Origin of the sequence: Achromobacter sp. EB05, from assembly GCF_044232075.1 — a bacterium.
Lineage (GTDB): Bacteria > Pseudomonadota > Gammaproteobacteria > Burkholderiales > Burkholderiaceae_B > Achromobacter > Achromobacter dolens.
Map to the genome: position 1 here is coordinate 407092 of NZ_CP155917.1, position 24448 is coordinate 431539.

Sequence of the window (24448 nt, forward strand, 5' to 3'; positions counted from 1 at the left end):
CGGGACCGTCATGGCTGAACTTTCCACTGTTGCCAGGCCCTACGCCGAAGCCTTGTTCGCCGCCGCGCGCGACGACAAGGCCGGCCTGCAGGCTTGGGCCGACCTGGTCAGCGAGCTGTCGCAGGTCGCCTCCAACCCCGACGTGCGCGAGGCCATGGCCGATCCGCGTCTGGGCGACAAGCAGCGCGTCGAGCTGTTTACCGGCCTGGTGAAGGCCGAACTGCCCCAGGCCGCCCGCAATTTCATCGAGCTGCTGGTCGAAAACGACCGGTTGCTGCTGCTGCCCGAGATCGCCACGCAATTCGTGGTGCTGCGGAACCGTCACGACGGCACGGCGCAGGCGGAAATCACCAGCGCGTTCGAGCTGAGCGACGCCCAGGTCCAAGAACTGGTCGTTGCCCTCGAGAAGAAATTCGGCCTGAAGCTCAAGCCCGTCGTCACCGTCGACCAGTCGTTGATCGGCGGCGTGCGCGTGGCCGTCGGGGACCAGGTGCTCGATACTTCCGTACAAGCCCAATTGGCCCGCATGCGCGATACGCTCGCCGCTTAAAGGCAGCACTAACAGGATTCCAGGAGTCAATATGCAACTCAATCCCTCCGAGATCAGCGAACTGCTCAAGAGCCGCATCGAGGGCCTGGGCGCTTCGGCTGATGTCCGTACTCAGGGCACCGTCGTGTCCGTGACCGACGGTATTACCCGCATCCACGGCCTGTCCGACGTGATGCAGGGCGAAATGCTCGAATTCCCCAACAACGTCTTCGGTCTGGCGCTCAACCTCGAGCGTGATTCCGTCGGCGCCGTTATTCTCGGTGACTACACCGGCGTGTCCGAAGGCGACGCGGTCAAGACGACCGGCCGCATTCTGGAAGTGCCGGTCGGCCCCGAGCTGAAAGGCCGCGTGGTCAACACGCTGGGCGAGCCGATCGACGGCAAGGGCCCCGTGAACGCCAAGGCCACCGACATCATCGAAAAAGTGGCCCCCGGCGTTATCGCCCGCCGCTCGGTGTCGCAGCCGCTGCAAACCGGCATCAAGGCTATCGACTCGATGGTTCCCATCGGCCGCGGCCAGCGCGAACTGATCATTGGCGACCGCCAGACCGGCAAGACCGCCGTGGCCGTCGACACCATCATCAGCCAGAAGGGCAAGGGCGTCACCTGCGTGTACGTCGCCATCGGCCAGAAGGCTTCGACGATCAACAACGTGGTGCGCAAGCTGGAAGAGCACGGCGCGATGGAATACACCATCGTCGTGGCCGCCTCGGCTTCGGACTCCGCCGCCATGCAGTACCTGGCCGCCTACGCCGGCTGCACGATGGGCGAATACTTCCGCGATCGCGGCGAAGACGCCCTGATCGTCTATGACGACCTGACCAAGCAAGCCTGGGCCTACCGCCAGGTCTCGCTGCTGCTGCGCCGTCCGCCGGGCCGCGAAGCCTACCCGGGCGACGTGTTCTACCTGCACTCGCGCCTGCTCGAGCGTGCCGCTCGCGTGAACGAAGACTACGTCGAGAAGTTCACCGGTGGCGCCGTCAAGGGCAAGACCGGCTCGCTGACCGCGCTGCCGATCATCGAAACCCAGGCGGGCGACGTGTCGGCCTTCGTTCCGACCAACGTGATCTCGATCACCGACGGCCAGATCTTCCTGGAAACCGACCTGTTCAACGCCGGTGTGCGTCCCGCCATCAACGCCGGTATCTCGGTGTCGCGCGTGGGCGGTGCCGCCCAGACCAAGGTCGTCAAGAAGCTGTCCGGCGGTATCCGTACCGACCTGGCGCAGTACCGTGAACTGGCCGCCTTCGCGCAGTTCGCCTCGGACCTGGACGACGCCACCCGTCGCCAGCTCGAGCGCGGCAAGCGCGTGGTCGAACTGCTCAAGCAGCCGCAATACCAGCCGCTGCAAGTGTGGGAACTGGCCGTCACGCTGTACACGGTCAACAACGGCTACCTGGATGACGTGGACGTGGCCCAGGTGCTGTCGTTCGAAAAGGCGCTGAAGGACCAGCTCAAGGCCAAGCACGCGGCCCTGATCCAGCGCGTCGAAGACACCAAGGAACTGTCCAAGGATGACGAAAGCGAACTCGCCGCCGCCATCCAGGAATTCAAGAAGCACGGTGCTTTTTAAGAAAGTGATGGGTTAGGCGCGCAAGCGCCTCACCCATCCTTATCGGATGGTTGAGGCGCAAGCGACAACCCATCGGCCAGTCTTCACAGGAAAGCGCAATGCCCGGAATTAAGGAAATCCGAACCAAGATCAAGAGCGTGCAAAACACGCGCAAGATCACCAAGGCGATGGAAATGGTCGCCGCATCCAAGATGCGCAAGGCGCAGGAGCGGATGCGCGCGGGCCGTCCGTACGCCACCAAGGTGCGCGAGATCGCCGCGCACCTGATGCAGGCCAATCCCGAGTACAGCCACCCGTACCTGGTCGAGCGCGAAATCAAGGCGGTCGGCGTGGTCATGGTGACGACGGACAAGGGTCTGTGCGGCGGCTTGAACACCAACATCACCCGCGTGGTGTTGACGAAGCTGAAAGAGTTCGAGAAGAACGGCATCGCCGTTCAGGCGACCGCTTTCGGCAACAAGGGCGTGGGCGTGCTGTCCCGTATCGGCGCCAAGCTGGTTTCCCAGGAAGTGCAACTGGGTGACAAGCCGCAACTGGATCGCCTGCTGGGCGCGATCAAGGTGCAGCTCGACGCCTACCTGGAAGGCCGCATCGACGCGCTGTACGTGGCTTCGACCCGCTTCGTCAACACGATGAAGCAGGAGCCGCTGTTCCTGCGTCTGCTGCCCCTGGCCAGCGGTTTGGAAGATCCGTACCAGACGGGCGCCGAAAGCCTGGCCAAGACTTCGGAAGTGAAATCGGATTACAGCTGGGATTACATCTACGAACCCGACGCTCGTAGCGTGATCGACGACCTGCTGCAGCGTTACGTGGAAGGCCTGCTGTACCAAGCCGTGGCCGAGAACATGGCTTCGGAGCAGTCGGCCCGGATGGTCGCCATGAAGGCGGCGTCGGACAACGCCAAGAAGGTCATCGGCGATCTGCAGCTGGTCTACAACAAGACCCGCCAGGCCGCGATCACCAAGGAAATTTCGGAAATCGTAGGGGGCGCTGCCGCCGTCTGAGGCAGGCAGCATCCCGTCAAAAGCTATCAAGCAAGGAATCGACATGAGCAACGGAACCATCGTTCAGTGCATCGGCGCCGTGGTGGATATTCAGTTCCCCCGCGATCACATGCCCAAGATCTACGAAGCGCTTACTCTGGTCGACGAGGGTTCCTCGTTCGCCGAAAAGGGTCTGACGCTGGAAGTGCAGCAACAGCTGGGTGACGGCGTGGTGCGTACCATCGCCCTGGGCTCCAGCGACGGCCTGCGCCGCGGCATGAAGGTCGCCGGCACCGGCGCCCCGATCTCGGTGCCGGTCGGCACCGGCACGCTCGGCCGCATCATGGACGTGCTGGGCCGCCCGATCGACGAAGCTGGCGAAATCCAGCACGACGAAAAGCGTGGCATCCACCAACCGGCTCCCCGTTTCGACGAGCTGTCGCCGTCGGTGGAACTGCTGGAAACCGGCATCAAGGTTATTGACCTGGTGTGCCCGTTCGCCAAGGGCGGCAAGGTCGGCCTGTTCGGCGGCGCTGGCGTGGGCAAGACCGTCAACATGATGGAACTGATCAACAACATCGCCAAGCAGCACAGCGGCTTGTCGGTGTTCGCCGGCGTGGGTGAGCGCACCCGTGAAGGCAACGACTTCTACCACGAAATGGAAGAGTCGAACGTTCTGGACAAGGTCGCCATGGTGTTCGGTCAGATGAACGAACCCCCGGGCAACCGTCTGCGCGTGGCGCTGACCGGCCTGACGATGGCCGAGAAGTTCCGCGACGAAGGCCGCGACATCCTGTTCTTCGTGGACAACATCTACCGCTACACCCTGGCCGGTACCGAAGTGTCGGCACTGCTGGGCCGTATGCCGTCGGCGGTGGGCTACCAGCCCACGCTGGCCGAAGAAATGGGCAAGCTGCAAGAGCGCATCACGTCCACCAAGACCGGCTCGATCACCTCGATCCAGGCCGTGTACGTGCCCGCTGACGACTTGACCGACCCGTCGCCCGCCACCACCTTCCAGCACTTGGACTCGACCGTCGTGCTGTCGCGTGACATCGCCGCCCTGGGTATCTACCCGGCCGTGGATCCGCTGGATTCGTCCAGCCGCCAGCTCGACCCGCAAGTCGTCGGCGAAGAGCACTACGCCGTGGCCCGTGGCGTGCAGCAGACGCTGCAGCGCTACAAGGAACTGCGCGACATCATCGCGATTCTGGGCATGGACGAACTGTCGCCGGAAGACAAGCAGGCCGTGGCCCGCGCCCGTAAGATCCAGCGTTTCCTGTCGCAGCCGTTCCACGTGGCCGAAGTGTTCACCGGTTCGCCCGGCAAGTACGTGCCGCTGGCCGAAACCATCCGTGGTTTCAAGATGATCGTGAACGGCGAGTGCGATGCGCTGCCGGAACAGGCCTTCTACATGGTCGGCTCGATCGACGAGGCCTTCGAGAAGGCCAAGAAACTGCAATAAGGAACCGATATGGCTACCCTGCATGTGGATGTCGTCAGCGCAGAGGAAGCGATCTTCTCCGGTGAGGCGAAGTTCGTGGTGCTGCCTGGCGAGGCGGGTGAGCTGGGCATCCTGCCCGGTCACACCCCGCTGATTTCGCGCATACGCCCCGGGACGGTCAAGATCGTTCGTGCCGACCAAGGCGAGGAAAACATCTTCGTCGCCGGGGGCATTCTGGAAGTGCAGCCGGGCAGCGTGACGGTCCTGGCCGACACGGCCATCCGTGCCGCCGACCTGGACGAGGCCCGTGCCCTGGAAGCGCGCAAGCGCGCCGAAGAGGCCCTGGCCAACGCCAAGGACAAGGCCGACATCGCGGTTGTCGAAGCCGAGCTGGCGATGCTGGCGGCGCAAGCCGTCGCCGCGCGCAAGCTGCGTCAAGGCGGTCGCTCGCACTGAGCGCACGACCTGCCGGGGTTCGCCCCGGATCCGGAAAAAGCGGCCCTGGGCCGCTTTTTTCATGCCCGCCTTTCGTGCTCGTTCGGCGGCGGCTTCCCTCGGTCGACCGCAGTCCCGCTTGCGCTCACTACGAATGGCCGGGCGTGTTCTGCAACGGTAGCCTGCAATCTTTGGAACACAAGCCAGGAGGGATTGCATGCGAGAAGCCATGGATTGCGGGGTGCTGCTCGCCCCGGGCCACGAAATCACCATGGGCCACTGGGTCGCGCGCGACCAGCCCCGGCTGGCGCGGGTGCGCCTGCACCTGGTGCCATTGCGCACGCCCGGTGGCGCGTCGGGCGGCCCCGACATCCATGCGCTGGCGGGGTTGGCCGTCGGTCTGCGGCGCTACGATCACTGCATCCTGCCGGTCGCGCCGGCATCGCTGGCCTGGACCCGCATGTCGCTGCAGCAGGCCGCCGGCGCGCTGGCCACGCCCATCCTGCTGTTCGTGCACGACATGACCGCGCCCGCCATCGAGGATCTGCTGCGGTTGGGCGCATCGGATTTCCTGGCCGCGCCATATTGCCTCGAAAGCCTGCGCGTGCGGTTGGGGCGGCTGGCCCGGCGCTCGCCCCTGTTGGCCGAGGGCTTGCGGGAACCCGAGGCGGCGTATGCCGCGGGCGGTGCGCTGTCGGCCGGCAAGCCATGCACCCGGCCGCCAGTGCCGCGGCAGGTGTTGCAGCAGGGGCTGGCGGGGTTGCGTTACCAACCCCGCCGCGACACCCAGGAGGCCTTCCGGCAGGCCAAGGCGCGGGTGGTTGATGGGTTCGAGTCCGACTACATCCGCCTGGCGCTGTCGCGTCATCATGGCAACGTGGCGCGCGCCGCGCGCGCTTCCAGCAAGCATCGGCGGGCGTTCTGGGCGCTGATGCGCAAGCACGGCATCGATGCCGCGCCGTATCGGCGCCAGGCCGCGATGCAGGCCGAAGGGGTTGGCGACGCCGGCTGAATTTGCCCGGTTTGCGCGCCGGCAAATGCCGGCCGCGCCGCCGCCATGCCCTGTCAGCTTGGGGCAGTAAAATCACGGCTTCCGATCATCGAGGATAGTCGTGTCTGCTTCCGTCTTGAAGAACGATGTGTTCTTGCGCGCGCTGTTGCGCGAGCCCGTGCCCTACACCCCGATCTGGCTGATGCGCCAGGCGGGCCGCTACCTGCCCGAATACCGCCAGACGCGGGCCCGGGCCGGTTCCTTCATGGGCCTGGCTCAGAACCCGGACTACGCCTCGGAAGTCACGCTGCAGCCGCTGGAGCGTTTCGATCTGGACGCGGCCATCCTGTTCTCGGACATCCTGACCGTGCCACACGCCATGGGTCTGGGCCTGGACTTTGCCGAAGGCGAGGGCCCGCGCTTCGCCCGGCCGGTGCGCACCGAGGAAGACGTGGCGCGCCTGGCCGTGCCCGACATGGACAGGCTGCGCTATGTGTTCGATGCCGTCAGCACGATCCGCCGCGACCTGGGCGGCAAGGTGCCACTGATCGGCTTTGCGGGCAGCCCCTGGACCATCGCCTGCTACATGGTCGAAGGGCAGGGCAGCGATGACTATCGCCTGATCAAGACCATGCTGTATGCGCGGCCCGACCTGCTGCATCGAATCCTGGAAATCAACGCCGAGGCGACGCTTCAGTACCTGAACGCACAGATCGCCGCGGGCGCGCAGGCCGTGATGTTGTTCGACAGTTGGGGCGGCGTGCTGGCCGACGGCCTGTTCCAGCAATTTTCGCTGGCCTACACCCGCAAGGTCGTGGCCGGCCTGACCCGTGAACACGAAGGCCGCCGCGTGCCCGCCATCGTTTTCACCAAGGGCGGCGGCCAGTGGCTCGAGGACATCGCCGCTTGCGGCTGCGACGCCGTCGGCCTGGACTGGACGGTGGACCTGGCCGCGGCGCGGCGCCGCACCGGCGATTCGGTCGCGTTCCAGGGCAACCTCGATCCCATGGCGCTGTTTGGCGGCGCCGAGGCCATCCGCGCCGAAGCGCGCCGCGTGCTCGACGCCTTCGGCCCGGTGGGCAAGGGCGGCCATGTCTTCAATCTCGGCCATGGCATTTCGCGCTTCACGCCGCCCGAAGCGGTAGCCGAATTGGTCGACGAAGTCCACCGTCACAGCCGTTCGCTCAGAGGGTAAGTGAGTGAACGCTTCGGCCCGCAGGGCCGGACATCGAGGCCCCCCGAGCGCAGTTGTGCACAGCAAGATCAGACTCGGGGAAAACCCTCTGGAAGCTATTTTACAATCTTGGAAGTTTGCTTAAGTCGATGTTTTTAATGGAATAAAATGGGTTTTCAACAGGGTTGCAAGAGTTGATGCAATCTTGCCTTATTCCAATTTCTGACGTTGCTCTCGCCTTTTCCCCAAAGTTATCCACAGGCGGGGCTGGAATCCCGGCAGGGATTGCGGCGACAATCCTCTCTGGTCCGGGCGCCGGCCCGGTCCGCTCTTCCAGCCACCGTCATCGCGCCTTTCGGGCCAGTTCCGTTCATGTTCCGTTCCCTTCTCCATGTCTGAAGACTTCGCGCTGGTCGAATCCATGCCGGCCGCGCCTGCGGTGGTCTGCTGGGTGCGCGTTGCGCTCGACGTGCCGCTGCCCGGCCCGTTCGACTACCGGCACCACGAACCCGTGGGGGCGGGCCTGCGGGTGATCGTGCCGTTCGGGCGCCGCAAGTTGATCGGCGTGGTGGTGGACAACCCGGCAGAGCCGTCCTATGAGCCGAAGCAGATCAAGCCGATCGAGGAAGTGCTGCGCGACCTGCCGCCCTTCGACGAGGCCTGGCTGCGCCTGGCGCGTTTCGCCGCCGAGTATTACCAGCGGCCGCTGGGCGAGGTGATGCTGCCGACGTTGCCGCCGCCGCTGCGCAAGCCGACCGCCTATCAGGGCAAGCGCTCGGCCGGTGGTCCGGTGGCGCGGCTGGACGGACGCAAGCGCAAGGCGGTCCGCAACCCGGCCGAGGCCGACCAGCCACCCGAACTGAACGATGCGCAACGCGAGGCCGTGGACACCATCGCCGGACTCACCAAGTTCAAGCCCGTGCTGCTGTACGGCGTGACCGGTAGCGGCAAGACCGAGGTCTACCTGCGCGCCGCCGAGAAAGTGCTGGCCGCCGGCCGCCAGGTGCTGCTGCTGGTGCCGGAAATCAACCTGACGCCGCAACTGGAGGGCGCGTTGCGCGCCCGCCTGGAAGGCTTGGTCGGGCCGGACGGCCTGGCGGTGCTGCACAGCGGCCTGTCCGATGGCGAGCGCCTGCAGGCCTGGGCGCGCGCGCAGCGTGGGCAGGCGCGCATGCTGCTGGGCACGCGCATGGCGATCTTCGCGCCCATGAGCGAACTGGGCCTCATCGTGGTGGACGAAGAACACGACGCCTCGTACAAGCAGCAGGACGGCCTGCGCTATTCCGCGCGCGATCTGGCGGTGTGGCGCGCGCACGACCTGGACATCCCGGTGGTGCTGGGCTCGGCCACGCCGTCGCTGGAGACCTGGCAGCATGCCGAGCGCGGCCGCTACCTGCGGCTGGCGCTGCCGGCGCGCGCCCGCGCCAGTTCGCTGCCGGCCATGAAGCTGGTGGACACGCGCCGCCTGCAGATGAAGCACGGCATGTCGCCACAGTTGCTGGAGGCCCTTGGCGAACGGCTGGCGCGCAAGGAACAGTCGCTGATCTTCCTGAACCGCCGCGGCTACGCGCCGGTGCTGCATTGCCAGTCCTGCGGCTGGGTCAGCAATTGCCCGCGCTGCACCGCGTTCACGGTGCTGCACCGCGCCGCCGGCCGCGGCCATCGCCTGCAATGCCACCACTGCGGCTACCAGGCGCCGGTGCCGCACGCGTGCCCGGAGTGCGGCGACCAGGACCTGGCGCCGATGGGCCGTGGCACGCAGCGGGTCGAGGAACACCTGGCCGAACTGTTCCCCGAGGCGCGCATCCTGCGCATCGACGCCGACAGCACCCGCAAGAAGGGCAGCGCCGAGGCCCTGTTCGCGTCGGTGCACGCGGGCGAGGTCGACATCCTGGTCGGCACGCAGATGGTGTCCAAGGGCCACGACTTCGCGCGGCTCGGACTGGTCGGCGTGCTCAATCCCGATTCGGCGCTGTTCGCGCACGACTTCCGCGCGCCCGAACGGCTGTTCGCCCAATTGATGCAGGTGGCCGGCCGCGCCGGCCGCCACCAGGGCAACGGCCAGGTCATCATCCAGACCGGCTACCCCGAGCAGCCGGTGTACCAGGCGCTGCTGCGCCATGACTACGCGGGCTTCGCGCGCCATGCGCTGCAGGAACGCGAAAGCACCGGCCTGCCGCCGTTCGCCTACCAGGCGCTGTTGACGGCCGAGGCGCGCGAGCTGGCGGTGGCGCAGGCGTTCCTGCAACAGGCGCGCGCGCTGCCCGAAGGCGAGTGGGCCGCCGACTTCCCGGGGCTGGACGCGATCATGCTGTACGACCCCGTGCCGCTGCGCGTGGTGCGGGTGGCCAACATCGAGCGCGCCCAGTTGCTGGTGGAAAGCACCAGCCGTCCGGCGCTGCAGGCTTTCCTGGCGTCGTGGTCGCACCACCTGCCGTACCTGGCCAACGAGGCCCGGGTGCGCTGGCAGTTGGAGGTCGACCCGCTGGAAATCTGACAGGCGCCGCGCATTCGTCCGTTTACTCTATGTCGTTCCCCTTTCCCCGACTCCCATGTCCGCACACGAACCCATCGGCCACGGCCTGAACCCCGCGCAGAAAGAGGCGGTGCTGTACCTGGACGGCCCCTGCCTGGTGCTGGCCGGCGCCGGCAGCGGCAAGACGCGCGTCATCACGCAGAAGATCGCCTACCTGCTGCGCGAATGCGGCTACATGGGCCGCAACGTGGTGGCGCTGACCTTCACCAACAAGGCCGCGCGCGAGATGGATGAGCGCGTCAAGACGCTGGTGGACCGCAAGCTGGGCAAGGGCCTGACCATCAGCACCTTCCACTCGCTGGGCGTGAAGCTCTTGCGCGAAGAGGCGCGCAACGCGGGTCTCAAGCCGACCTTTTCGATCCTGGACGCCGATGACGCCATGGCGATCATCCAGGAGCTGCTGGCCACCACCGACAAGGGCCGCTTGCGCCATGTGCAGGGCATCATCTCGCTGTGGAAGAACGCGCTGATGGAACCCGACGACGCCGCGCGCGAAGCCATCACGCCGGGCGACGTCGAGGCCGCCAACGTCTATCGCAGCTACGCCGCCACGCTGGCCGCCTACCAGGCCGTGGATTTCGACGACCTGATCCGCATCCCGGCCATCCTGCTGGCCAACAACGAAGAGGTGCGCACGCGCTGGCAGAACCGCGTGCGCTACCTGCTGGTCGATGAATACCAGGACACCAACGTCTGCCAGTACCGCCTGGTGCAGTTGCTGACCGGCCCGCGCGCCATGTTCACGGCGGTGGGCGACGACGATCAGGCCATCTACGCCTGGCGCGGCGCCACCATCGAGAACCTGGCCAAGCTGACCACCGACTATCCCAATCTCAAGCTCATCAAGCTGGAGCAGAACTACCGCTCGGTGCAGCGCATCCTGGCGGCGGCCAACCAGGTGATCGAGAAGAACCCCAAGCTGTTCGAAAAGAAGCTGTGGTCGGACCTGGGCGTGGGCGAGCCGATCGTCGTTTCGGCGATGGACGGCGAGGAGCACGAGGCCGAGTCCATCGCCATGAAGATCTCGGCCTCGCGCTTCGAGCGCCAGGCGCAGTGGAAGGATTTCGCCATCCTGTATCGCGGCAATCACCAGTCGCGCATCCTGGAGCAGGCGCTGCGCAACCTGAAGATCCCGTACACGATCGCGGGCGGGCAGAGTTTCTTCGACAAGGCCGAGGTGCGCGACATCCTGGCCTACCTGCGGCTGCTGGCCAACGACGAGGACGATCCGGCCTTTATCCGCGCCGCCACCACGCCCAAGCGCGGCATCGGCCAGGCCACTTTGCAGACGCTGGGCCAGTATGCCGCCACTCGCGAGCTGTCGCTGCTGGCGGCGGTCGATGAGACCGGGCTGGAAAGCCTGCTGGCGCCGCGCCAGCTCGAACCGCTGCGCACCTTCACCGAATTCATCCGCCGCATGCAGTGGCGCGCCGGCCGTGGCGCCACCGCCGGCACCGATGGCGCGCCCGCCGAACCCGCCGGCGTGATCCTGGACGACCTGGTGCAGGCGATCCAGTACGAACGCCATCTGTTCGAGCTGTTCGACGAACGCCCGGCGCAGACCCGCTGGCAGAACGTGCTGGAGCTGACCGGTTGGCTCAAGCGCAAGGCCGAAGAGGACAACATGTCGCTGTTCGAACTGGTGCAGCACGTTGCGCTGGTGACCATGCTCGAACGGGGCGAGGAAGAGGAGCCGGACGCGGTCAAGATGTCGACCCTGCATGCCTCCAAGGGCCTGGAGTATCCGCACGTGTACCTGGCGGGCGTCGAAGAAGGCCTGCTGCCGCACCTGGGCAAGGACGACGAGGTGGGCGATCCGGCGCGCGCCGCGGAGAACCTGGCCACCCGTATCCAGGAAGAGCGGCGGCTGATGTACGTGGGCATCACGCGAGCCCAGCGCAGCCTCAACCTGAGCTGGTGCAAGCGCCGGCGCCGGGCGCGCGAGGACCTGGTGCGCGAACCGTCGCGCTTCATCGAGGAAATGGGCCTGGATGCTCCGGGCATCCAGGAAGACGAGACCACCGCCGCCATGAATCCCAAGGAACGCATGGCCATGCTCAAGGCCTTGCTGAAGAAATAGCCCCGCAATAAATTACATGACGGGGGAGCGTCCAGGATCTATACCTGCCGCTTTGCATCATGGCGCTGACGATGAAGGATGACGTGCGTTACCAACCGGTGCCCGGCACGCCGGGCCTGGTGCTGGGCGTGGCGCGGCTGGTCGACTTCCAGTTCGACCGGCACTACCACGTCGATTACCACATCGGCCTGGTGACCCAGGGCGTGCAGCGCCAGACCTTCCGTGGCCGCAGCACGCTGCTGGGGCCCGGGGGCATCGCCCTGATGCCGCCCGGCGAGGTCCATGATGGCGCCGGCGTGGCCGACTATGGCCAGTCCTACACCCTGAAGACCTTCCGTCTGTCGCCCGACCTGATGCGCGATTTCATCGCCGAAGTCTCGGGCGGCGCATCCGACGAGCGGTTCCTGGGCACCTTGATCGAGGAGCCCGCGCTGGCGGCCCGCTTCAAGGCGTTGCACGCTTCCTGGATGGCGGATGCGGCCGCCGGGCCGCTGGCGCACGAGTCCGTCTCGCTGGCCCTGATGGGGACGCTGTTCGCGCGCACGGGGGCGGTGACGCCCCAGGCGGTGCGCGGCGGCCTGTCGCTCGCGCACCAGCGGGTCGTGCGGGATTATTGCCAGGCCCACCTGGGCGACAAGATCGGTCTGGAAGACCTGGCGCGGCTCTGCGGCCTGAGCCGCTACCAGTTCCTGCGCCGCTTCGCGCTGTCGGTGGGGCTGACGCCGCACGCCTGGCTGACGCGGCTGCGCCTGGAGCGGGCCTGCGCCGCGCTGGCGCGGGCGCGCGCTCCGATCGCGCAGGTGGCGGCCGATGTCGGCTTCTACGACCAGAGCCATTTCAACCGCGCGTTCCGCACGGCCTATGGGGTGCCGCCCTCGGCCTACCGGCGCGCGGCCTGAGCGCGCCGATTCCCGCGTCGTCCTGGCGCTGGCGCGCGGCGCGCCGGAGGGACGGCGCGGGTCGTTATCGCACCAGCGCGCGCAACGCCGCCAGGAAGTGATCGACGTCCTGCTCGTGCGTGGTGAACGACGTGACCAGCCGCGCCACGCCCGGGCCCCAGCGGTCGTGGTAGAAGCGAAAGCCCTGCGCCAGCAGGCCGTCAATGGCGACGATCGGCAGCCGGCAGAACAGGATGTTGGCCTCGACCGGCCCCTGGAGTTCAACGCCCGGCAGGTTCGCCATGCCCGCCGCCAGCCGCGCCGCCATGGCGTTGGCCTGGCGCGCGTTGCGCAGCCACAGGTCGTCCGCCAGATAGGCTTCCATCTGTGCCGACAGCAGCCGCATCTTCGAAAACAGGTGGCCGCCGCGCTTGCGCCGGTAGGCCAGTTCGGCGGCGCGTCCGGGTTCGAACAGCACGATGGCCTCGGCGCCCAGCGCGCCGTTCTTGGTGGCGCCGAACGACAGCGCCGCGACGCCGGCCTTCCAGGTCATTTCCGCTGGCGTGCAGTCCAGGCTGACCAGGGCATTGGCGAAGCGCGCGCCGTCCATGTGCAGGGGCAGCCCGGCATCGCGGCAGACGGCGCCGAGGGCCCGGATCTCGTTCAGCGTGTACACGCTGCCGGTCTCGGTGGCCTGTGTGATGCTGACGCAGGCCGGCGGCATCGAGTGCACGTCTCCGGCCTTGTGGCGCGCTTGTTCCGCGAGCCGGGCGGGGTCGAGCTTGGAGGCCGCGCCCTCCAGCAGCGCCAGGCGCGCGCCGCCGCTGTAGAACTGCGGCGCGCCGCATTCGTCGTTGGCGATGTGGCTGTGCGCGTGGCACAGCACGCTGCCCCAGGGCGGCGTCAGCGCCGCCAGCGCCAGCGAATTGGCGGCGGTGCCGGTGGGCACCAGCAGCACGTCGATCTCGCGTTCGAAGATCTCGGCCAGGCGCCGTTCGACGCGCAGGGTGATGTCGTCGGCGCCATAGGCGGGGGCCTGTCCCTCATTGGCGCGCAGCAGCGCGGCCAGGATCTGGGGGCTGGCGCCGGCGGTGTTGTCGCTGGCGAAACCCTGTTGGGGCGAGGCGGCGGCGGGGGTGTCCAATACGGGGCTCCGGTGAAGACAGACAGGTCCTCACTATGCCCGCCGGCGCCGGGCCGGGCTTGTAGAAAATTGCGCCTCGCTCCTACACTGGGGCGGACCCGGCGAGCCCGCGCCGGGCCGGTTTTTCAAGGAGCGCATCATGTGCCGCTGGCTGGCTTACACCGGGAGTCCCCTGCAAATGGAGAGCGTGCTGTTCAAGGCCACGCACTCGCTGATCGACCAGAGCCTGCATGCGCGCATGGGCGCCACCACCACCAATGGCGACGGCTTCGGTCTGGGCTGGTACGGCCGACCGCCCGAGCCGCCGTTCCGCTACCGCAGCGTGCATCCGGCCTGGAACGACCGCAACCTGCGCGAGGCCGCGCGCGCCATCCATTCGCCGCTGTTCGTGGCGCACATCCGCGCCGCCACCGACACGCCGGCCCAGGAAACCAACTGCCATCCGTTCCGCCATGGCAACTGGCTGTTCGTGCACAACGGCGTGATCCGCGACTATCCGCTGCTGCGGCGCGACCTGATGCTGATGATCGCGCCGGCCTACTTCGGTTCACTGGAAGGGTCGACCGATTCCGAGGTGATGTTCCTGCTGGCGCTGACTTTCGGCCTGGAGGAAGACGCGCTGCAGGCGCTGGCGCGCATGGTCGGCGCGGTCGAGGAGACCGGCCGGCGCCAAGGGGTGGCCCGGCCCATCAACATGACCGTGTGCGCGCTGGATGGCGAGCGCCTGATCGCGGTGCGCTATTCCAGCGAGCGCGATTCGCGCACGCTGTTCCACAACACCTGCGTGCGGCATCTGCGCGAGCTTTATCCCGACGACCCGAAGGTCGCGGCGCTGGACGATGACGCATTCCTGTTGCTGTCCGAGCCGCTGAGCGAGATGCCGGGCGCCTGGGAAGAGGTGCCCGAATCCACCGCCATCATCGCGGGCCGGGGCCGCGTCGAGCACTATCCGTTCGTGCCGGTGCCGCCGGGCGCCTGAATGCCATAGCGCGCCGCCGGCGTATTGCGCGACAGTTCCGGCCCCAGGGCCTGGCGCGCCGCTTCCAGGCGTTCCAGCAGGGTCGGGTCGGTCAGCGACGGGATGGTGACGAACTCGCCCTGGTCCAGGCCCGCCAGCGCGCTGCGCACCATGTCGTCCGCGCTCATCACGATGGCGGACGGCAACTCGCTGGCCGGCTTGCCGGCCTGGTCCCAGAACTCGGTGCCGGTGGCGCCGGGCAGCACCGCCTGGACGCGCAGGCCCTTGTCCGCCAGTTCGTGGCGCAGCGACTGCGAGTAGGCCAGCACATAGGCCTTGCTGGCGCCGTAGACGCCGTTGAGCAGCTCGGGGTGCAGGCCGACGATCGACGCGATATTGATGATGGTGCCGCCGCCGCGCGCCACGAAGGCGGGCGCGGCCGCCATGGTCAGGTGGGTGAGGGCGCTGATGTTCAGGTCGATCATGGCCTGCATCTGGGCGGCATCGGATTGCAGCAGCGGCGCCACCGCGCCGATGCCGGCGTTGTTCACCAGCAGGGTCAGCGAGTCGTCCTCGCGCAGCGCTTGCGCCACGCGTTGCACACCGTCGGTCCGCGACAGGTCGGCTGGCAGCACGCGCACGTCACGGCCGGTCTCGGCGCGCAGTCGCGCGGCCAGGGTTTCCAGGCGTTCGACGTTGCGCGCCACCAGCGTCAGGTCGTGGCCGCGATGGGCCAGGTGGTGGGCGTAGCGCGCGCCGATGCCGGACGAGGCGCCGGTGACCAGGGCGCGGCCGGGGGATTTGCCAGACGGGGTGTTGCTCATGAAAGACTCCGAAATGGGGACGGCTGGTAGTGCCGGTACCCTTGCAGAGTAGAACCGGGATGGAATATCCTCAATGACATAGAAACGTCTTTTCAGGACATACGATGAAAACGGACGGAACAGCCATGAAAACCATCGCGATCCTGTTGCACCCGGGCTTCCAGCTCATGAGCCTGGCGGCCAGCGCGGTCTTCGAGATGGCCAACCGCCAGAGCGGCGAACCGGCCTATCGCGTCGTCCTGGTGTCCGAGCATGGCGGCCCGGTGGCCAGTTCGCTGGGGTTTGCGCAGGACACGCAGAAGCTGGGGCGGCGCGCGTTCGACACGTTGATCGTCGCCGGCGACAACACCGGCGAGGGCGCGTCCGAGAGCCTGTTGCGCGCGCTGCGCGGCGCCAGCGAACGGGTGCGCCGTTGCGCCTCGATGTGCACCGGCGCGTTCGTGCTGGCGCAGGCCGGCCTGCTCGACGGCCGCCGCGCCACCACCCACTGGTTCTATGCGCGGCGCCTGCAGCGCGAGTATCCGCGGGTCAAGGTGGACGAGGACCGCATCTTCGTGGCTGACGGCCCGATCTGGACCTCGGCGGGCATGAGCGCCGGCATTGATCTGGCGCTGGCCATGGTGGAGGCGGACCTGGGGGCGGACATGGCGCGCGCGGTCGCGCGCAAGCTGGTGCTGACACAACGCCGCGCGGGCGGACAGTCGCAGTATTCGGCGTTGCTGGAGCTGGATGCGAAGTCCGATCGGGTGCAGACGGCGCTGGCCTACGCCAAGGCCAACCTGAAGGCCGAATTGTCGGTGGACGAGCTGGCGCGCGCCGCGCACCTGAGCCCGCGCCAGTTCAGCCGTGTGTTCCGCCAGGAAACGGGCCAGTCTCCGGCCAAGGCGGTGGAACATCTGCGGTTGGAGGCGGCGCAGGACATGATGCAGTCCGGCCGTCATGCGGCCGAGGTGGTGGCGCGCGAAACCGGCTTTGGCGACCGCGACCGCATGCGCAAGGCGTTCCTGCGCGCGTTCGGCCAGTCGCCGCAGGCGATGCGGCGGTTGCTGCACGCCTGACGACGGCGCCGCGCCGCGGGCCCGCCCGATCAGTGCCCGGTGTGCAGCGCCGGGTTCAAGGTGCCCCAGGCGGCCGTGCGCACCAGCGTTTCGACCGCGCCGGTCTGCGAGTTGCGGCGGAACAGCAGTCCGTGCTGGCCGGCCAGCTCCACCGCCTTGACCACCGCGCCTTCCGGCGTCAGCACGCGGGTGCCGGCGGTGACGTAGCAGCCCGCTTCGACCACGCAGTCGTCGCCCAGCGAGATGCCGATGCCGGAGTTGGCGCCAAGCAGGCAGCGCTTGCCAATCGCCACGACCTGTTTGCCGCCGCCGGACATGGTGCCCATGATGGAGGCGCCGCCGCCGATGTCGGTGCCGTCATCGACGATGACGCCGGCGCTGATGCGGCCTTCGACCATGGAGGCGCCGAGGGTGCCGGCGTTGAAGTTGCAGAAGCCTTCGTGCAGCACGGTGGTGCCGGCGGCCAGGTGCGCGCCGAGCCGCACGCGGGCGGTGTCGGCGATGCGCACGCCGGCGGGCACGACGTAGTCGGTCATGCGCGGGATCTTGTCGACGCCGCGGATTTCAAGGATCTGCCCGGTGGCGCGCAGTTGCCAGCGCAGCGCGTCGACCTGGTCGACGGCGCAGGGGCCGGCGGAGGTCCAGGCCACATTTGCGAGCACGTTGAACAACCCGTCGAGGTTGGCGCCATGCGGCCGAATGAGTCGGTGGCTGAGCAGGTGCAGGCGCAGGTAGGCGTCGTGTGCGTCGGCGGGCGGCTGGTCGAGCGAGGCGATGGCGGTGCGCACGGCGACGATGTCGACTTTGCGCCGGGTGTCGCGCCCCAGCGAGGTGGGCACGTGCTCGCCGAGCGCGGCTCGCGCTTCTTCAGGCGTGAGGTGCCGGGTGCCGCCCGCGGGCGTCTTGTCGGTCAGGGACGGGCGCGGATACCAGGTATCGAGGACGGTGCCGTCGGCGGCGATCGTGGCCAGGCCGTAGGCGATGGCGCTGTTTTGGGGGTGTTCTTGCATGGGCTTTTTTTGGGATTTTCTTGGGAATATTCTAGGCGATGGGGGCGGGGCTTTCTATTCGGGGGCGGCGGGGCGCTTCGTAGGCCGCCCCTCGGGCAGGCGGCCGCAAGGGGCGTCTGCGCATTTGAAGGCGAGACGGGTGCGCTGTGCGCTGGTGTTGAGGGGTTTTCTATTTGGGCCGCACATCAGGGGGAGGGGCGGTGGTGGGCGGCGCGATGGATGTCATGTTGCGCGTCACGAGTCTGCCGCGCCGCCCACAAACAAGTGTGCTGCGCGCAATCTCTCAGTCGTGCTCGACAGCGCCGCATCCACGCGCGCCAGCGTCAACGCGACGACGCAAGACGCCGCGTAAGCCTCAAAAGGCCGCCCGCGCGGCCGGCTTGAGGCGGGCCCCGCAAGATCCTCTCCCCACCCCTGATGGGCAATAGCATGCCAAGCACCCCATTCGCCCCAGAGCCCGTCACTAAGTCTCATCGTGAGCGGGTGTCGGGGCAGGCGGAGGATGGCGGGGCGTGTAGATGCGCCCGAGGGAATCCGAAGGAGTCGCCGAAGGCGAGGACGAGGATGACGACGGGGCAGGCCGGAGCGAAGGCTCCGGACCGCAATCGTAGCCCCGCCATCCTCCGCCTGCCCCGACACCCGCGGCTAAAGAACCCAACCCGCCGCAAAAAGAACTCTAAGCAAGTTCCTTCAACAACAACTCCCAGAACTTCAACCGCTGCTCCAACGTAGAAACCAAGATGTACTCATTCAGCGTATGCGCCCCGTCCCCATCCGCCCCAAGACCATCCAGCGTCGGAATCCCCATGGCCGAGGTGAAGTTGGCGTCGCTGCCGCCGCCGGTCATCGGCGCGTCTTCCAGCAGGAAGCCGGCGCGTTCCGCGTAGCCTTGCACCAGCGCCAGCAGCGCGGCGGCTTCCTCGGTCTTCACCATCGGCGGGCGGTTCAGTTCCACGTCGATGTCCAGTTCCACGTCCGGGCCCACCGCGCACAGCTCGCGCATACGGCGCAGCACGTCTTCGGCCGCGCCCATGTCGGGCACGCGGAAGTCCACCACGCAGCGGCACAGCGCCGGCACGGTGTTGGTGACGGTGCCGCCGGCGATCGTGCCCACGCTCACGGTGATGCCGCGCTCGTAGTCCGTCATCGCTTCCAGCGCCAGCACCTGGTGCGCCATTTCGCGGATCGCGCTGCGGCCTTTCTCGTGCTGCATGCCGGCGTGGGCGGGGCGGCCCTTGACGTTCAGGTTCAGCATGCCGGTGCCCTTGCGCGCCGTCACGCACTTGCCGCCGTTGGGGCGGGCCGGTTCGCACACCAGGGCGTACTTGGCATTGGCGGCGAAGCGTTCGATGTGCGCGCGCGAGGCATGGCTGCCGGTTTCCTCGTCGGGCACCACCAAGAAATCCACCGGCAGTTGCGTCGCGCCCGGGCGGGCCACGCTGGCCAGCGCCGTCAGCGCCAGGTAGATGCCGGCCTTCATGTCGTAGCTGCCGGGGCCGTAGAGGCGGTCGCCCTCGATGCGCACCGGGTTCTCCAGCAGCGTGCCGACCGGGTGCACTGTGTCCATGTGCGCCAGGATCAGGATGCCGGGGCGGGTGTCGCCAGCGGCGCGGTTGGTGGCGTACAGCAGCGGGCCGGTGGCGGGGCCGAGCGACGACAGTTCCACCGTCAGGCCGGCCGCGGCGGCGTAGTCGGCGATGATGCGGGCCATCGCGGCGATGCCTTCGGGGAAGTTCGAAGGCGATTCGCATTGCAGCCAGCTCTGGATGCCGGCGACGAGTTGTTCAGTGCGGGAAGTGGAGGACATGGCGATTCTGCTAGCGGAAATGAAAGGGAACGTTCAGGCGACCTGCTGGCCGGCCAGGCGGGCCAGTTCGGCGTCGCTCGGCATGCCGCCCTCGAACCACAGGCTGGCGCAGACCGCGGACATGGCGCGGCCGTCGTGGCCGATGCCGGGCACCACCTGCAGCGTCCAGTTGAACGGCACGCCGCGGCGCTCGGCTTCCTTGCGGCCGGCCTCGAAGTAGTTGTGGGCGCGGGCGAAGCGGTGCGGCCCCTGGCGCATGGCGGCCGGTTCCGACGGCAGGTTGGGGTCGTCGGTGGCGATGTCCTGGTCGCCGGCCAGGATCGTCATCGGATAGGCCAGCAGCTTGACCAGGTGGTCCTCGGTCAGGCCGACGCCGTCCATGCCTTCGGGGAAGGGGTAGTCGAAGGTCGGCAGGGTGTACCAGCCGGGGTTGCCGGCCGCCACGGCCTTGAACGGCGCGTGCGACTGGCTGCTCATCAGGCGGTGCACGAACTGGCCGCCGGCCGAGTGGCCGAACAGGTAGACATTCTGGCCATCGGTGATCTCGGCGTCGATCATGTCGCGGATCACGTTGCCGACCAGCGCGTAGGTCCAGCCGTCGATGTGGCGCGGATTGCCGCCGGCCGAGAACACGCGGCCATTGTTGTAGCTTTCCACGCCGGGCCAGATCTCGTTGGAGAAGGTCAGCGCCACGATCAGCAGCTTGTGCTTGTCGGCGGCCTCGACCCAGAAGTCGCGGTATTCGTCGCCGTTGCGCAGCACGCCATGCTGCACGATCACCACCGGGCGATCCGGCGTGTAGCCGTAGGGGCGGTAGGTCTGCAGCTTGAACGGGCGATCGGAATTGCGATCCTCGTCGATATAGGTGATGGCGTTGCGGCCGGCATGGCCCATTTCGATGGCGATGCGGTCCACGTTGGACATGTCAGAGGGTTTCATGGCGTTCAGGCGGTGGCTTCGTTCAGGTGGCAGGCCGACCAGTGGCCCGGAGAGATTTCCTTCAGCGTCGGCGCCTGCTCGCGGCAGCGCGGCATGGCGTGCGGGCAGCGCGGGTTGAAGGTACAGCCCGACGGCGGATTCAGCGGCGACGGGATCTCGCCCTTGATCGGCGTGAACTTGCGGCCGCGGCGCGCCACGTCCGGCACCTCGGCCATCAGGGCCTGGGTGTACGGATGGTTGGCGCGCGCGAAGATCTCGGCCGAGGTCGAGATCTCGACGATCTTGCCCAGGTACATGATAGCCACGCGATCCGAGATGTGGCGCACCACGCCCAGGTCGTGGCTGATGAAGAGGTACGTGAAACCGTGCTGCTCGCGCAGGTCCATGAACAGGTTGATCACCTGCGCCTGGATCGAAACATCCAGCGCCGCCACCGGTTCGTCGCACACCAGGAACTTGGGCGCCACCATCAGCGCGCGGGCGATGCCGATGCGCTGGCGCTGGCCGCCCGAAATTTGGTGCGGAAAGCGGTCGCGGTACTCGGTGTCCAGGCCCACTTCCTTCAGGGCCTGGTCGATGCGCGCGGGAATCTCGGCCGGCGGCGCCAGCTTGTGCACCTTGAGCGATTCGCCCAGGATCTGGCGCAGGCGCTGGCGCGGGTTGAGCGAGGCCTGCGGATCCTGGAAGATCATCTGCACGCCCAGCGTGTAGGCCAGCTTGTCGGCGCCGCGCAGGCGGCGCGCGTCCTGGCCCTGGTAGAGCAGGTCGCCTTCGGTTTGGCGGTGCAGGCCGGCAACGACGCGGCCCAGGGTGGACTTGCCGCAGCCGGACTCGCCCACCAGGCCGACGACTTCGCCGCGGCCGATGCGCAGGTCGACGCCGTTGACGGCGTACACGGTGCGGCGGTCGATCGGGCGGCCGCCCAGGGCCAGGATGCGCTGGGCCAGGTCGGGACGCTGTTCGAAGCGCTTGTGGACGTTCCTGAGCTCGATGACGGGGGTATCGGCTTGACTCATGCTTGCTCGGCCTCGCGGGCGATCGGGACGTAACAGCGATAGCTGCGCGGACCTTCGGTGGTAACGGTGGGGGCTTGCTCGGTGCAGCGCGTGACCGCGTGGGTGCAGCGCGGCCGGAAGGCACAGCCCGACGGGCGGCCGGCCAGGCTGGGCGCCATGCCGTTGATCTGGTGCAGGCGCGCGCCCGGCGTGGTGGCGCCGGGCATCGAGTCCAGCAGGCCGCGGGTGTAGGGATGGCGCGGCGCGTCCAGCACCTGTTCGACCGGGCCGCTCTCGACGATGCGGCCGGCGTACATGACCGCGACGCGGTCGGCCAGCTCGGCCACCACGCCCAGGTCGTGGGTGATCCAGATCAGCGCCGTGTTGTGCTCGCGGCAGATCTCCTGCATGCGGTACAGGATCTGGCCCTGGATGGTCACGTCCAGCGCCGTGGTCGGCTCGTCGCAGATGATCAGGTCGGGCTTGTTGATCATGGCGATGGCGATCGCCACGCGCTGGCGCATGCCACCCGAGAACTCGTGCGGGTAGCTCTTCAGGCGCTTCTCCGGCGACGGGATGCCGACCATGGCCAGTGCCTCGCGGCAGCGCTCCAGCGCTTCGGCGCGCGGCACGTCCTCGTGCGTCAGGATGGCCTCCATCATCTGCTCGCCGATGCGCAGCACCGGGTTGAGCGTCATCAGCGGGTCCTGGAAGATCATGGCGATGCGGTTGCCGCGCAACTGGCGCATCTGCTCTTCGGAGAGCTTGCGCAGGTCGTTGCCCTTGAACTTCACTTCGCCGTCGACGACTTCCCCGGGCGGATCGATCAGCCCCAGCAGCGAGAAGCCGGTGACCGACTTGCCCGAGCCGGACTCGCCGACCAGGCCCACGATCTCGCCGCGGCGCACGGTCAGGTCGACGCCGTCGACCGCCAGCCAGGCGCCGGCCTCGGTATGGAATGCGGTGCGCAGGCCGCGCACTTCTAGAAGCGTGTCATTCATATCATTTGTCCATTGCGCCAGCCGCCAAGCATGCGGGAGGCCTTGCCCAATCGGGATGCCGCGGAGCCGGCTCCGCCGGTCCGCTGGCATGCCCCCTTGAGGGGGGAGCGCGAAGCGCTTCGGGGGTGGGTCATTTCCTCGGATCCAGGCTTTCGCGTAGGCGGTCGCCGACGATATTGATTGAAAGAATGAGCAACAGCAGCGCAATGCCCGGGAACAGGCTGATCCAGTAGTCGCCCGACAGCAGGTACTGGAAGCCGTTGGAGATCAGCAGGCCCAGCGAGGGTTCGGTGATCGGCACGCCGACGCCCAGGAACGACAGCGTCGCTTCCAGCGCGATGGCGGTGGCGATCTGGATGGTGGCGAACACCATGACGGGGCCCAGGCAGTTGGGCAGCAGGTGGAACACCATGATGCGCCAGGCCGGGAAGCCCAGGTTGGCGGCGGCCTCGACGTACTCCTTGCGCCGCTCCTGCAGCGCGCGGCTGCGCATGATGCGGGCATAGTGGCCCCATTGCACCAGCACCAGCGCCAGGATCACCTTGTCGACCCCGCGCCCCAGCACCACCAGCAGCACCAGCGCCACCAGGATGGTCGGGAAACCCAGGATGAAGTCGACGATGCGCATCAGCACGGTGTCGACCAGGCCGCCGACGTAGGCGGCCACCAGGCCGACCGCGCCGCCCACGGCGGTGGCAAGCACCACGGCCGACAGGCCCACCATCAGGCTGATGCGCAGGCCATAGAGAATGGCGCTGAGCATGTCGCGGCCCTGGTCGTCGGTGCCGAGCCAGGCGATGCTGCCGTCCATCAGCGCCTGGCGCGGCGCCAGGCGGCCGTCCATCAGCGACAGGTTGGCCAGATCATAGGGATTCTGCGGCGCGAAGTAGGGCGCGAACACCACCAGCAGCACCAGTATGGTCAGGGCGATGACCGAGCCGCGCACGGTCGGCCGGGCCCGCAGTTTCTTCAGGATCGAGGCGCGCTTGGGCGTATCGGCCAGGGGCTGGACGGTACGGGTGCGGCCGGTATTGGGAGATTGAGCCATGGCGATTATTGAGCGGGGGTCACGAGCTGCACGCGCGGGTCGAGCGCGGCGTACAGGATGTCCACAACCAGGTTGATGACCACGAAGATCAGGGTGACCAGCATCACGTACGCGACCACCACAGGCCGGTCGAGCTGGTAGACGCTGTCGATGAGCAGCTTGCCCATGCCGGGCCACGCGAACACGGTCTCGGTGATGGTGGAATAGGCGATCAGGCTGCCGAATTCCATGCCGATGACGGTGACCACCGGGATCAGGATGTTGCGCAGGATGTGGCGGCGCACGATGCGGCCGGGCTTGATGCCCTTGGCGCGCGCGAACTTCACGTAGTCCTGGCTGCGGGCCTCGACCACGCCGGAGGCGGTCAGGCGCAGCACCAGCGCGATGTTGGCCAGCGCCAGGTTGATGGCCGGCATGATCAGGTGCGACCAGCCGTCGGCCGTCAGGATCGACAGGCGCACGCCCAGCACCGTCACGGTGTCGCCGCGGCCGGTGGCGGGCAGCCAGCCGAGCCACACCGCGAACAGCAGGATCAGCATCATGCCCTGCCAGAAGTTGGGCAGCGAGAAGCCCAGCACCGACGACGCCATGATGCCGCGGCCCAGGGGCTCATCGCGGTACAGGCCGGCCACCAGGCCCAGCGGAATGCCGATCACACAGGTCAGGCCGATGGCCACGATCACCAGCTCGAAGGTGGCGGGGATGCGCTGCACGATCAGCTCGATGGCCGGGATGCCGTGCACGAACGAGGTGCCCAGGTCGCCGTGCAGCGCGCGCCACAGGAACCCTGTGTATTGCTGCCACACGGGCAGGTCCAGGCCGAGGCGGGCGATCATCGCCTCGCGCGCCGCCTGGCTGGCTTCGGGGCTGACAAGCAGTTCGATCGGGTCGCCCACGGCATACACCGCGAAGAAGACCACGACCGAGACGGCCAGCAGCACGAACAGACTCTGGATCAGTCTGCGTAGGATGAAAAGGGCCACGTGATATTTCCTTGGTGGGCTCGGGGTTGCAGGCGCC

21 protein-coding genes are annotated in these 24448 nt (G+C 67.6%); 12 read left to right on the plus strand and 9 right to left on the minus strand.

Features of this window, described 5'->3' with window-relative positions; translation table 11 throughout:
- The first annotated feature begins 10 nt into the window (after positions 1-10).
- The 10 genes from AAID08_RS01920 to AAID08_RS01965 all read left to right on the plus strand — a co-directional run bounded on the left by AAID08_RS01920 (position 11) and on the right by AAID08_RS01965 (position 12665).
- A complete protein-coding gene (locus AAID08_RS01920; protein ID WP_049070834.1) occupies positions 11-550 on the plus strand; it encodes a F0F1 ATP synthase subunit delta in 540 nt (179 codons plus the stop codon).
- A gap of 31 nt (positions 551-581) precedes the next feature.
- On the plus strand, positions 582-2123 hold the full coding sequence (gene atpA / locus AAID08_RS01925; RefSeq protein ID WP_049070835.1) for a F0F1 ATP synthase subunit alpha: 1542 nt from the start codon (positions 582-584) through the stop codon (positions 2121-2123).
- 98 nt (positions 2124-2221) lie between these two features.
- On the plus strand, positions 2222-3127 hold the full coding sequence (atpG, locus tag AAID08_RS01930; RefSeq protein WP_049070836.1) for a F0F1 ATP synthase subunit gamma: 906 nt from the start codon (positions 2222-2224) through the stop codon (positions 3125-3127).
- Positions 3128-3170: 43 nt separating this feature from the next.
- Positions 3171-4571 carry a F0F1 ATP synthase subunit beta gene (gene atpD, locus AAID08_RS01935; protein ID WP_006386768.1) on the plus strand — a complete coding sequence of 467 codons (1401 nt, stop codon included), beginning with the start codon at positions 3171-3173 and terminating at the stop codon, positions 4569-4571.
- A gap of 9 nt (positions 4572-4580) precedes the next feature.
- Positions 4581-5006 (plus strand): F0F1 ATP synthase subunit epsilon, encoded by a 426-nt coding sequence (locus AAID08_RS01940; protein WP_049070837.1) that lies wholly within the window; start codon positions 4581-4583, stop codon positions 5004-5006.
- A gap of 196 nt (positions 5007-5202) precedes the next feature.
- Complete coding sequence (locus AAID08_RS01945; protein WP_155755621.1) at positions 5203-5997, plus strand: hypothetical protein; 795 nt, start codon at positions 5203-5205, stop codon at positions 5995-5997.
- Between the two features lie 100 nt (positions 5998-6097).
- Complete coding sequence (hemE, locus tag AAID08_RS01950; protein WP_054503612.1) at positions 6098-7171, plus strand: uroporphyrinogen decarboxylase; 1074 nt, start codon at positions 6098-6100, stop codon at positions 7169-7171.
- Positions 7172-7541: 370 nt separating this feature from the next.
- Complete coding sequence (locus AAID08_RS01955) at positions 7542-9647, plus strand: primosomal protein N' (RefSeq protein WP_054503611.1); 2106 nt, start codon at positions 7542-7544, stop codon at positions 9645-9647.
- Positions 9648-9702: 55 nt separating this feature from the next.
- On the plus strand, positions 9703-11766 hold the full coding sequence (locus AAID08_RS01960) for a UvrD-helicase domain-containing protein (protein WP_059269091.1): 2064 nt from the start codon (positions 9703-9705) through the stop codon (positions 11764-11766).
- Positions 11767-11837: 71 nt separating this feature from the next.
- Entirely contained in the window at positions 11838-12665 is an 828-nt protein-coding gene (locus AAID08_RS01965; protein ID WP_395757794.1) for a helix-turn-helix domain-containing protein, read from the plus strand.
- 64 nt (positions 12666-12729) lie between these two features.
- Here the strand turns inward: AAID08_RS01965 and AAID08_RS01970 are convergent, their stop codons facing one another.
- Positions 12730-13788: a threonine aldolase family protein gene (locus tag AAID08_RS01970; protein ID WP_395757306.1), complete on the minus strand. Its 1059-nt coding sequence runs from the start codon at positions 13786-13788 to the stop codon at positions 12730-12732.
- 139 nt (positions 13789-13927) lie between these two features.
- Between AAID08_RS01970 and AAID08_RS01975 the strand changes: the two genes are divergently transcribed.
- Positions 13928-14767, plus strand: a complete 840-nt coding sequence (locus AAID08_RS01975; RefSeq protein ID WP_395757307.1) for a class II glutamine amidotransferase — start codon at positions 13928-13930, stop codon at positions 14765-14767.
- Here AAID08_RS01975 and AAID08_RS01980 read toward each other — a convergent pair.
- Positions 14734-15570 (minus strand): SDR family oxidoreductase, encoded by an 837-nt coding sequence (locus AAID08_RS01980; RefSeq protein ID WP_175189059.1) that lies wholly within the window; start codon positions 15568-15570, stop codon positions 14734-14736. The genes AAID08_RS01975 and AAID08_RS01980 overlap by 34 nt on opposite strands.
- 125 nt (positions 15571-15695) lie before the next feature.
- On the opposite strand from AAID08_RS01980, the gene AAID08_RS01985 reads away from it, so the two are divergent.
- Entirely contained in the window at positions 15696-16628 is a 933-nt protein-coding gene (locus AAID08_RS01985; protein WP_054503606.1) for a GlxA family transcriptional regulator, read from the plus strand.
- 29 nt (positions 16629-16657) lie between these two features.
- Here AAID08_RS01985 and dapD read toward each other — a convergent pair whose 3' ends face one another.
- From dapD to AAID08_RS02020, 7 genes are all read right to left on the minus strand, one after another.
- On the minus strand, positions 16658-17638 hold the full coding sequence (gene dapD / locus AAID08_RS01990; protein ID WP_054503605.1) for a 2,3,4,5-tetrahydropyridine-2,6-dicarboxylate N-succinyltransferase: 981 nt from the start codon (positions 17636-17638) through the stop codon (positions 16658-16660).
- A gap of 676 nt (positions 17639-18314) precedes the next feature.
- Positions 18315-19445 (minus strand): M20 family metallopeptidase, encoded by a 1131-nt coding sequence (locus AAID08_RS01995; protein WP_175189058.1) that lies wholly within the window; start codon positions 19443-19445, stop codon positions 18315-18317.
- 33 nt (positions 19446-19478) lie between these two features.
- Entirely contained in the window at positions 19479-20384 is a 906-nt protein-coding gene (locus AAID08_RS02000; RefSeq protein ID WP_035182640.1) for a hydrolase, read from the minus strand.
- 5 nt (positions 20385-20389) lie between these two features.
- Positions 20390-21400: an ABC transporter ATP-binding protein gene (locus AAID08_RS02005; RefSeq protein ID WP_020925445.1), complete on the minus strand. Its 1011-nt coding sequence runs from the start codon at positions 21398-21400 to the stop codon at positions 20390-20392.
- Positions 21397-22380, minus strand: coding sequence for an ABC transporter ATP-binding protein (locus tag AAID08_RS02010; protein ID WP_395757308.1), 984 nt, complete (start codon positions 22378-22380; stop codon positions 21397-21399). The genes AAID08_RS02005 and AAID08_RS02010 overlap by 4 nt, the downstream gene beginning before the upstream one ends.
- Before the next feature lie 130 nt (positions 22381-22510).
- Entirely contained in the window at positions 22511-23428 is a 918-nt protein-coding gene (locus tag AAID08_RS02015) for an ABC transporter permease (RefSeq protein ID WP_063569477.1), read from the minus strand.
- Positions 23429-23433: 5 nt separating this feature from the next.
- Positions 23434-24411 carry an ABC transporter permease gene (locus AAID08_RS02020; RefSeq protein WP_006392551.1) on the minus strand — a complete coding sequence of 326 codons (978 nt, stop codon included), beginning with the start codon at positions 24409-24411 and terminating at the stop codon, positions 23434-23436.
- Between the last annotated feature and the right edge of the window lie 37 nt (positions 24412-24448).

Bases quoted from the DNA above. Each gene is read 5' to 3' on its own strand.
- AAID08_RS01955 (WP_054503611.1), top strand. From the start codon at position 7,542: ATGTCTGAAGACTTCGCGCTGGTCGAATCCATGCCGGCCGCGCCTGCG.
- atpA (WP_049070835.1), top strand. From the start codon at position 582: ATGCAACTCAATCCCTCCGAGATCAGCGAACTGCTCAAGAGCCGCATC.
- AAID08_RS01980 (WP_175189059.1), bottom strand. From the start codon at position 15,570: ATGAGCAACACCCCGTCTGGCAAATCCCCCGGCCGCGCCCTGGTCACC.
- AAID08_RS02015 (WP_063569477.1), bottom strand. From the start codon at position 23,428: ATGGCTCAATCTCCCAATACCGGCCGCACCCGTACCGTCCAGCCCCTG.
- AAID08_RS01975 (WP_395757307.1), top strand. From the start codon at position 13,928: ATGTGCCGCTGGCTGGCTTACACCGGGAGTCCCCTGCAAATGGAGAGC.
- atpD (WP_006386768.1), top strand. From the start codon at position 3,171: ATGAGCAACGGAACCATCGTTCAGTGCATCGGCGCCGTGGTGGATATT.
- AAID08_RS01965 (WP_395757794.1), top strand. From the start codon at position 11,838: ATGAAGGATGACGTGCGTTACCAACCGGTGCCCGGCACGCCGGGCCTG.
- AAID08_RS02000 (WP_035182640.1), bottom strand. From the start codon at position 20,384: ATGAAACCCTCTGACATGTCCAACGTGGACCGCATCGCCATCGAAATG.
- AAID08_RS01985 (WP_054503606.1), top strand. From the start codon at position 15,696: ATGAAAACCATCGCGATCCTGTTGCACCCGGGCTTCCAGCTCATGAGC.
- AAID08_RS01945 (WP_155755621.1), top strand. From the start codon at position 5,203: ATGCGAGAAGCCATGGATTGCGGGGTGCTGCTCGCCCCGGGCCACGAA.
- AAID08_RS02005 (WP_020925445.1), bottom strand. From the start codon at position 21,400: ATGAGTCAAGCCGATACCCCCGTCATCGAGCTCAGGAACGTCCACAAG.
- AAID08_RS02010 (WP_395757308.1), bottom strand. From the start codon at position 22,380: ATGAATGACACGCTTCTAGAAGTGCGCGGCCTGCGCACCGCATTCCAT.
- atpG (WP_049070836.1), top strand. From the start codon at position 2,222: ATGCCCGGAATTAAGGAAATCCGAACCAAGATCAAGAGCGTGCAAAAC.
- AAID08_RS01940 (WP_049070837.1), top strand. From the start codon at position 4,581: ATGGCTACCCTGCATGTGGATGTCGTCAGCGCAGAGGAAGCGATCTTC.
- AAID08_RS01995 (WP_175189058.1), bottom strand. From the start codon at position 19,445: ATGTCCTCCACTTCCCGCACTGAACAACTCGTCGCCGGCATCCAGAGC.
- AAID08_RS01920 (WP_049070834.1), top strand. From the start codon at position 11: ATGGCTGAACTTTCCACTGTTGCCAGGCCCTACGCCGAAGCCTTGTTC.
- AAID08_RS01960 (WP_059269091.1), top strand. From the start codon at position 9,703: ATGTCCGCACACGAACCCATCGGCCACGGCCTGAACCCCGCGCAGAAA.
- dapD (WP_054503605.1), bottom strand. From the start codon at position 17,638: ATGCAAGAACACCCCCAAAACAGCGCCATCGCCTACGGCCTGGCCACG.